Raw genomic sequence first — 7,813 nt, 5'->3', positions numbered from 1 at the left:
GGGGCCTCTACCCCGCGGCAGCTCGCGCGGCCTGTTCGGGACCCGCGCGGACGGGAACGCTCACGCGTACGCGCCCCGAGGGGCGGCGGGTCACTCGCCGGCCTGCCAGACGGCCTCGAACGCGGCCTCGTCGATCTCGGTGAGGTCCCAGACGTCGAGCGGCTGGTCGGTGAGGAACCCGTGCTCGTCCTGCAGATGACGCCACCAGTAGCGGTGCGCCCGCCGCGCCGCGTCGATCTCCACCTGCCGGATCGCCCAGTGCTCGCCGTCGCCCTCGACGCTCTCGAACAGCCACACCCCGCCGCGCTCGTCGTCGCCGCGCCAGTGACGCCGCGGCCGGTCCGGCTCGCTCAGCTCTTTGACCAGGGGAAGGCGGAGGTCAGGGTGCACGCCGCCCACTCTAGCCGGACCCCGGCCAGGCTCAGCGGTCGACGATCTCGTTCTTGCCGATCACCACGACCCCGCTGCGGGTGAGCGCGAAGCGGGTGCGGTCGTGCTCCAGGTCGAAGCCGATGCGGGCGCCGTCGGGGATGACGACGTTCTTGTCGATGATGGCCTTGCGGACGATCGCGCCACGGCCGATCTTGACGTTCTCCATCAGCACCGAGTCCTCGACCAGGGAGTGGGAGTGGAGGACGACCTTGGGCGAAAGGATCGACCGGACGGCCGTGCCGCCCGAGACGATCACGCCGGGGGACACCAGCGAGTCGAGGGCGCGCCCGACGCGGTCGCCCTCGTTGTGGACGAACTTGGCCGGCGGCAGCGGGTCGTGACCGGTGTGGATGGGCCACTTGTCGTTGTAGAGGTTGAAGATCGGGTGGGCGGAGATGAGGTCCATGTGGGCCTCGTAGTAGGCGTCGAGCGTGCCGACGTCGCGCCAGTAGCCGCGGTCGCGCTCGGTGGAGCCCGGGACGATGTTGTGCGCGAAGTCGTAGACGTCGGCGCCGCCCGACTTGACCATCATCGGGATGATGTTGCCGCCCAGGTCGTGCCTGCTGGTCGGGTCGAGCGCGTCCTCGCGCAGCGCGTCGATCATCGCCTGGGTCTTGAACACGTAGTTGCCCATCGAGGCGTAGACCTCGTCGGGGGAGTCGGCCAGCCCGACGGCGTCCTTGGGCTTCTCGCGGAAGGCCACGATGCGCCTGCCCTGGGGGTCGGTCTCGATCACGCCGAACTGGTCGGCCAGCGACAGCGGCTGGCGGATCGCCGCCACGGTCACGTCGGCGCCCGACTGCTCGTGCTGCTCGACCATCTGCCGGGGGTCCATCCGGTAGATGTGGTCGGCGCCGAAGACGATCACGTGCTCGGGCATCTCGTCGTAGATCAGGTTGAGGTTCTGGAAGAGCGCGTCGGCCGAGCCCGAGAACCAGCGCGGCCCGAGCCGCTGCTGGGCCGGGACCGGGGTGACGTAGTTGCCGAGCATGGCCGACAGGCGCCAGGTGCGGGAGATGTGGCGGTCCAGGCTGTGGTTCTTGTACTGGGTCAGTACGACGATCTTCAGGTAACCGCCGTTGGCCAGGTTGGACAGCACGAAGTCGATGAGCCGATACATCCCGCCGAACGGCACGGCCGGTTTCGCCCGGTCCGCCGTGAGAGGCATCAGCCTCTTGCCCTCTCCACCAGCCAGCACGACCGCAAGCACCCTCCGCGACCTCATGTCTGGACGCTACCCCCAAACGCGCGATCTATCGACGTAACTCCGTCCGGTTTCATCCCACCTTGTCCGTCTTTAACATCTGATGTACACCATCACACGCCGGTTCTTGCCGTCCGAGCGCCTGTCGCCGTGCCCGGCGGTCCCGCCGCCTCGTAAGGTCGAGGCATGCGTGTGGATCTGCTCAGCCGCGAGTACCCGCCGGAGGTCTACGGCGGTGCCGGCGTGCACCTGGAATATCTCTCCCGCGAGCTGCGCGAGCTCGCCGACGTGCGGGTGCGGTGCTTCGGCGCCGCCAGGGACGAGCCGGGGGTGTCGGCCTACCGGACGCCGGCCGAGCTCGCGGGGGCGAACGCGGCCCTGCAGGTGCTCGGCGTGGACCTGGAGATCGCCGCCGCCTGCGAGGGCGCCGACCTGGTCCACTCCCACACCTGGTACGCGAACTTCGCCGGGCACGCCGCCAAGCTGCTCCACGGCGTCCCGCACGTGGTCACCACCCACAGCCTGGAGCCGCTGCGCCCGTGGAAGGCCGAGCAGCTCGGCGGCGGCTACGCGATCTCGTCCTGGGCCGAGCGGACCGCGCTGGAGGCCGCCGACGCGGTGGTGGCGGTGTCGGCGGGCATGCGCCGCGACGTGCTGGCCGCCTATCCGCAGATCGACCCGGCCCGGGTGAGCGTGATCCACAACGGCATCGACACCGTGGAGTACGCCCCGGACCAGAGCAACCATGTCCTGAAAAAGCATGGCATCGACCGCGACAGGCCGTACGTCATCTTCGTCGGCCGGATCACCCGCCAGAAAGGGCTGGTCCACCTCCTGCGCGCGGCGCGGTCCTTCGCCCCCGACGCGCAGCTCGTGCTCTGCGCCGGCGCGCCCGACACGCCGGAGATCGCCGCCGAGGTGACCGCGCTGGTACGCGGCCTCGACCGCAAGGGCGTCGTCTGGATCTCCGAGATGCTGCCCAAGCCCGAGGTGATCCAGTTGCTCACGCACGCGACGGTGTTCGTCTGCCCGTCGGTCTACGAGCCGATGGGCATCGTCAACCTCGAGGCCATGGCCTGCGAGACGGCTGTCGTGGCGACGGCCACCGGCGGCATCCCCGAGGTGGTGGCCGACGGCGAGACCGGCCTGCTGGTGCCGATCGACCAGGGCCCCGACGGCAGCCCGCACGACCCCGAGAGGTTCGCCGCCGACCTCGCCGAGCGGGTGAACGCGCTGCTCGGCGACCCGGAACGGGCCCGCGCGATGGGGGTCGCCGGACGCGAGCGCGCCGTCGAGCACTTCTCCTGGCCCGCCGTCGCCCGTCGCACGATGGAGCTCTACACCTCGCTGCTGCTGTGACCTAGGTCTCATTTGGGCCTTGCCCTGCCCGCCGTACGGGATCACCCTGACGGCAGGAGGCAGAGATGTCGCATCCGCTCGGAGTCAGCCGCCCGGACCTCGAAGTCACCGACCTGCCCACGCCGGAGGAGGTCTTCAAGGTCCCCCGGCTCGGCGTCAAGGAACTGATCAAGTTCGCTGTGGGGCCGAGCCTCATCGCGCTCGGCATCTCCATCGGCAGCGGGGAGTGGCTGCTCGGCCCGCTCAGCGTCGGGCAGTTCGGCTTCGTCGGGGTCGGCTGGGTCATCCTGGTCTCGGCCGTGCTCCAGACGTTCTTCAACGTCGAGTGCGCCCGCTACGTGACGGCCACCGGCGAAGCCCCCGTCGTCGGCTGGGGCCGGGTGCCGCCGGGCTGGAAGCTGTGGATCCCGCTGTCGGTGTTCGTCGTCATCTTCGCGTTCATCGCCGGCGGCTGGGCCGCCTCGGCCGGTCAGGGCGTGTACGCGCTCGTCCACGGCGAGATCGCGCCCGCCGGGGCCGAGGAGCCGCGGCTGTGGGCCATCGCGCTGCTCGTGCTGGTCTTCCTGATCACCGCGGCGGCCAGGCGGATCAGCCGCGCCCTCGAACTGGCCAACTGGGTCATGGTGGGCGGCATCCTGATCGCCCTGCTGCTCGTCGACCTGCTCGTGGTGCCGTGGGAGCTGTGGTGGGAGGGCATCAGGGGTTTCTTCACCCCGGCCGCGCCGCCCCCCGGGATCACCGCCACCCAGCTCGGCGGCCTCGCCGGGTTCACCGCCCTGGCCTCCGGACTGAACTGGTACGTCATGGGCCACTACCGCGACAAGGGCTACGGCATGGGCCACCGCGCCGGCTTCATCGCGGGCCTGCGCGGAGACCGGCGCGAGATCCTGGCCAGCGGCGTCACCTTCCCCGACGACGAGCGCAACCGCGGCTTGTGGCGCCGGTGGTACCGGCTGATCATGATCGACATGTGGGGAGTGTTCTTCGTCGGCGCCATGCTCGGCATGCTGCTGCCGACGATCCTCATGGCGCACGCCGTCAACCTGTCGGGCGAGCAGCCGACCCGGGCGAACGTGCCGACGTTCGTCGCCGCCGCGCTCGGCGGCGAGTACGGGCGGACGATCTTCTTCATCGCGCTGGCCGTGGGCGTGCTCATCCTGTTCAGCACCCAACTGGGCATCTTCGAGGCGATGGTACGGGTCGCCACTGACGCCGCCCACGCCACCAGTCCCAGGCTGCGCCGGCTCGTCGAGGGCGACCCGCGCCGGTTCTACTACCCGTTCATGATCCTGCTGATGGTCGTGATCTCGGTCGTCATCCATCTGTCGCTGCCGGTGGCACTGGTGGAGTGGTCGGCCAACATGTCCAACCTGGGCGCGCTGATCTACCCGTTCCTGCTCATGTACCTGAACAGCAAGCTGCCCAGGCCGGCGAGGCCGCGCTGGTGGCACCACGTCATCCTGGCGCTCAACTTCCTGTTCTTCGGGTTCTTCTTCGTCAACTTCATCGCGGACTTCGTCGGCGAGCCGCTGGTGACGTTCTGATCAGCGCAGGGGCTCCAGGACGACCACCGGGATCTTGCGATCGGTCTTCTTGGTGTAGGAGTCGTAGTCGGGCCACGTGGCGGTCATCAGCCGCCACAGCTCCGGACGCTCCTCGTCGTAGGCCGTGCGGGCGCGCGCCTTGAACCGGTCGCCCTTGACCTGCACCTCGACATCGGGGTTGGCGGTCAGGTTCTTGTACCAGTCGGGATGCGACGGGTCGCCTCCCTTGGAGGCGACGATCACGAAATCGTCGCCGTGGCGCTGGTAGATCAGCGGCGTCGTATACGGTTCGCCGGAGTTGCGGCCCTTCGTGGTCAGCAGGAGGACCGTGGTGCCGTTCCAGTCGTGTCCTTCGGCGCCGTCGGTCTCGCGGTAACGCCGGACGTGTTCCTTGCCATAGAGCATGTCTCTGGCTCTACCCCGGCTCGGGCGGCATTCACCGGGCCCGTCCGTACGGACGGGCCCGCCGCGAGAGCGGGCCCCGGGTGCGGCGGTTCGTGCGGGCGGTCCTGTACGGGAAGGATGCGCCGATGAGAGCCTTAGCCTCATGAAAGATCCGGCCGGGGCGCTCGCTGCCCGCATCGAGGAGTTCGAGCGGGCGGCAGACCCCCGGCTGGTGCTGGACGACGCGGCGCTGGACGACGCGGCGGAGGCCATGCTGGCCTGCCCCGGCGACGTCCGCGACGCGGCCGTCTGGCGGCTGGTCGGCGCGCTCCACCTGGCCCGCTACCGCCTCGACCCGGAGGAGAGGACCGAGGCTGCCGTGGCCGGCGTGTTCTTCGCCGCCGTGGCCGTGCTCGACCCCGACGGGCTGCCGGCCCGGCTGCGCGGGCCGCACGTCCCGGCCGACGGCTCGGCCGAGACCTGGGCGGGCCTGGCGGAGCAGGTGTTCCGCCACGTGGACGTGGACGCCTGCCCGCACGTGGGCCTGCTCCTGCACGCCATACTCCGGCGCGCGCTCGCCGCGCCCACCGCCGACGTGTGCGACCGGCTGGGGCGGGTGCTGCTGGAAGAGGCCCTGAACGTGCCCGAACCCGCCTGGGCCGCCGAGGCGCTGGCCATCCTCGGCGACGGCATGCTGCGGCTGTACGCGACGACCGGCGACGGCGGCGCGCTCGACGACGCCGTGCACGTCCTGTTCCGGGCCGCGCTCGCCGGCTCGGGGCACGTCACGGACCTGGCCGCGGCGCTCGGCCACGCCCTGCCCGGCGACACCGCCCTGATCCGGGCCTACCTGCTGGCGGCCGGACGCCCGCCCGGCCCCGGACGCTCGGCGGCCCTCCTGGACCTGCTCGACCTGGCGGGGGCCCGCGCCCGCGACTCCCGCGCCGACGGCGACCTGCTGGCGCTGCTGCGGGTGGGACAGGCCTGCCTCGACCACTGGCACGAGGCCGGCGCCCATCCCGAGGTCCTGTCCCGCTACGGCGCGGCGCTGGTCGAGTGGTACGTGGTCACGGGCGACGTCCGCTCCCTGGAAGCCGGCCGCGACATGCTGGCCGCCCTCCCGCCGACGTACGACCGGCGATCCGCCATCGCATGGCAGGCGCCGGCGGCACCCGACCGGTGGGCCGAGCTGATGGCCTACCTGGGATCGCCCGAGACCGGCCGCCCCGTCCGGCCGGACGACCCGGCGATCCGGCTCGACCTGCTCGGCCTGCGCCACTGGCGGCGCCACGGCAGGACCGCGGACCCCGCCGACCTGGAGATCGCCGTCCAGACGCTGCGGCAGGCCGTGGTACGCGCCCCTGACCGGCACCCGGAACGACCCGGATTCCTGACCGACCTCGCCGCCGTACTCACCCACCGCGCCACCACCTCCGTCTCCCGGCCGGGACCTGAGGTCTCTTCCCCTGGGCCGGGGGGTGGGCGGTCGGCCGGTTCCCCGTTCCGGTCGGGTGAGGGGGGATCCTGGGGCTCCTCCGCCGGGTCGGGCGTGTCCGCCGTCCGATCGGTCGTCTCCGCCGCGTGGCCGGGAGGCGCGAGCCCGGTCGCCCCCGCTGCCGTCGCCGCTGCCAGGGCCGCGGTCGCCGCCTGCCCCGCGGGTCATCCTCAGCGTGCCCGCGCACTTCTCCTGCTGGGCCGGGCGCTCTGCCTGAGCCTCACCTCGCCCGCCGCCGACGAGGCCGAGGCGGTCCTGCGGGAGGCGCTCGCGGCCGAGAACGACCCGCGGTTCCTGTCGGAGGCGTACGCGGTGCTGTCGGACGTCCTGCGCCGCCGCGCCACGGCGAACGAAGACCAGCCCTCAGACCGCCCCACCGGCCGGAGCACCGCCGGACCGGCTGAGCGGGGCGTCGAACGGGTCGGTGAGGGGGAGGAGCTCCTTCGATCGGATGACGGCGGCGGTGGGCCGATGGCGGCCCGGTTCGCCGACCTGGACGAGGCCGTCCGGGCGGCCCGTGAAGCCGCCGACATGGCCCATCTCGCAGCGAAGGCCCACGCCGCCCTGACCCCGGACCCCGCGGCGCCCCCGTCGGCGGAACCGCCGACCTCGAACGACGGCCCGCCGCCGGGATCGGCCACTCCGTCGACGCCGCCCACCGCACCGGGGCCGGCGACGCTGCCGGGACTGATCACCGCTCCGGGGCCGCGGGTGCCGTCGGTGCTGGTCAAGGGGTTGCTGACGCGGTTCGTCGTACGGGGCGACGGGCGGGATCTGGTCGAGGCCCTGGAACTAGCCGGGGACGTGACGGGCGGCGATCCCGAGCTCACCTCGCTGCTCCGCCTGGCCGTCGGCGGCCCGGACCGGGCGCCGGACGCGGCGCAGGCCGAGGCGGCGACCCGGCTGGCCCTCGTGGTCGACGACGAGGAGACGATCCAGGACCTGCTCCGGCTCGGCGAACGCCACGCCAGGGCGTCCGCGGTCCCGGCGGGCTCGCCCGTGGACCGGGCCGGCGCCGTGGCCGCGGGGGAGTACCTGCTGGGCGCGGCCTCCGGGATGGCCGGACGGGGGCGGCGCAGGACCGCGGTCGGGCTGCTGGAACGGGCCGCCCAGGCGTTCGCCGAGGCGGGCGAGGCGGCCAGGACGGCGGACGCGTACTCCCTGATGGGACGCGAGCACGAGGAGCTCGGCGCGTGGGAGGCCGCGCTGCGGGCGTTCGAGCACGCCGCCGACGGCTACCGCGCCCTCGGACGCGCCGGCGAGGAGGCGGCTCAGCGGGCCGCCATGGGCGACGCCTGCGCCGGGGCGGGGGAGCCGCGCCGCGCCGCCGCCTGCTACCAGCGGGCCGCCGACCTGTGCCGGGAGGCGGGCCTCGACGCGGACGAGGCCGCGTAC

Annotated in this window: 5 protein-coding genes and 1 pseudogene; 3 read left to right on the top strand and 3 right to left on the bottom strand. The window is 72.5% G+C overall.

The genetic code is table 11. The features are described 5' to 3' along the window. Positions 1–90 precede the first annotated feature (90 nt). A complete protein-coding gene (locus OUY22_RS34465) occupies positions 91–390 on the bottom strand; it encodes a hypothetical protein (RefSeq protein WP_270159489.1) in 300 nt (99 codons plus the stop codon). 31 nt (positions 391–421) lie between these two features. After that, positions 422–1,657 (bottom strand): glucose-1-phosphate adenylyltransferase, encoded by a 1,236-nt coding sequence (glgC, locus tag OUY22_RS34460; RefSeq protein WP_270159488.1) that lies wholly within the window; start codon positions 1,655–1,657, stop codon positions 422–424. A gap of 165 nt (positions 1,658–1,822) precedes the next feature. Between glgC and glgA the strand changes: the two genes are divergently transcribed. Both glgA and OUY22_RS34450 read left to right on the top strand, forming a co-directional pair. Beyond that, positions 1,823–2,995: a glycogen synthase gene (gene glgA, locus OUY22_RS34455; RefSeq protein ID WP_270159487.1), complete on the top strand. Its 1,173-nt coding sequence runs from the start codon at positions 1,823–1,825 to the stop codon at positions 2,993–2,995. Between the two features lie 65 nt (positions 2,996–3,060). After that, on the top strand, positions 3,061–4,539 hold the full coding sequence (locus OUY22_RS34450) for an Nramp family divalent metal transporter (RefSeq protein ID WP_270159486.1): 1,479 nt from the start codon (positions 3,061–3,063) through the stop codon (positions 4,537–4,539). Here OUY22_RS34450 and OUY22_RS34445 read toward each other — a convergent pair whose 3' ends face one another. Beyond that, positions 4,540–4,944: a nitroreductase family deazaflavin-dependent oxidoreductase gene (locus tag OUY22_RS34445; protein ID WP_270159485.1), complete on the bottom strand. Its 405-nt coding sequence runs from the start codon at positions 4,942–4,944 to the stop codon at positions 4,540–4,542. Positions 4,945–5,086: 142 nt separating this feature from the next. Between OUY22_RS34445 and OUY22_RS34440 the strand changes: the two are divergent. Then, positions 5,087–7,813 (top strand): annotated as a pseudogene (locus OUY22_RS34440) (hypothetical protein); the annotation flags it as partial.

The organism is Nonomuraea corallina (assembly GCF_027620315.1).
GTDB classification, from domain to species: Bacteria; Actinomycetota; Actinomycetes; order Streptosporangiales; family Streptosporangiaceae; genus Nonomuraea; species Nonomuraea corallina.
The sequence above is the reverse complement of the archived record's forward strand: the minus strand, read 5'-3'. Positions and strand labels throughout refer to the sequence as shown.

Bases quoted from the DNA above. Each gene is read 5' to 3' on its own strand.
- glgA (WP_270159487.1), top strand. From the start codon at position 1,823: ATGCGTGTGGATCTGCTCAGCCGCGAGTACCCGCCGGAGGTCTACGGC.
- glgC (WP_270159488.1), bottom strand. From the start codon at position 1,657: ATGAGGTCGCGGAGGGTGCTTGCGGTCGTGCTGGCTGGTGGAGAGGGC.
- OUY22_RS34445 (WP_270159485.1), bottom strand. From the start codon at position 4,944: ATGCTCTATGGCAAGGAACACGTCCGGCGTTACCGCGAGACCGACGGC.
- OUY22_RS34450 (WP_270159486.1), top strand. From the start codon at position 3,061: ATGTCGCATCCGCTCGGAGTCAGCCGCCCGGACCTCGAAGTCACCGAC.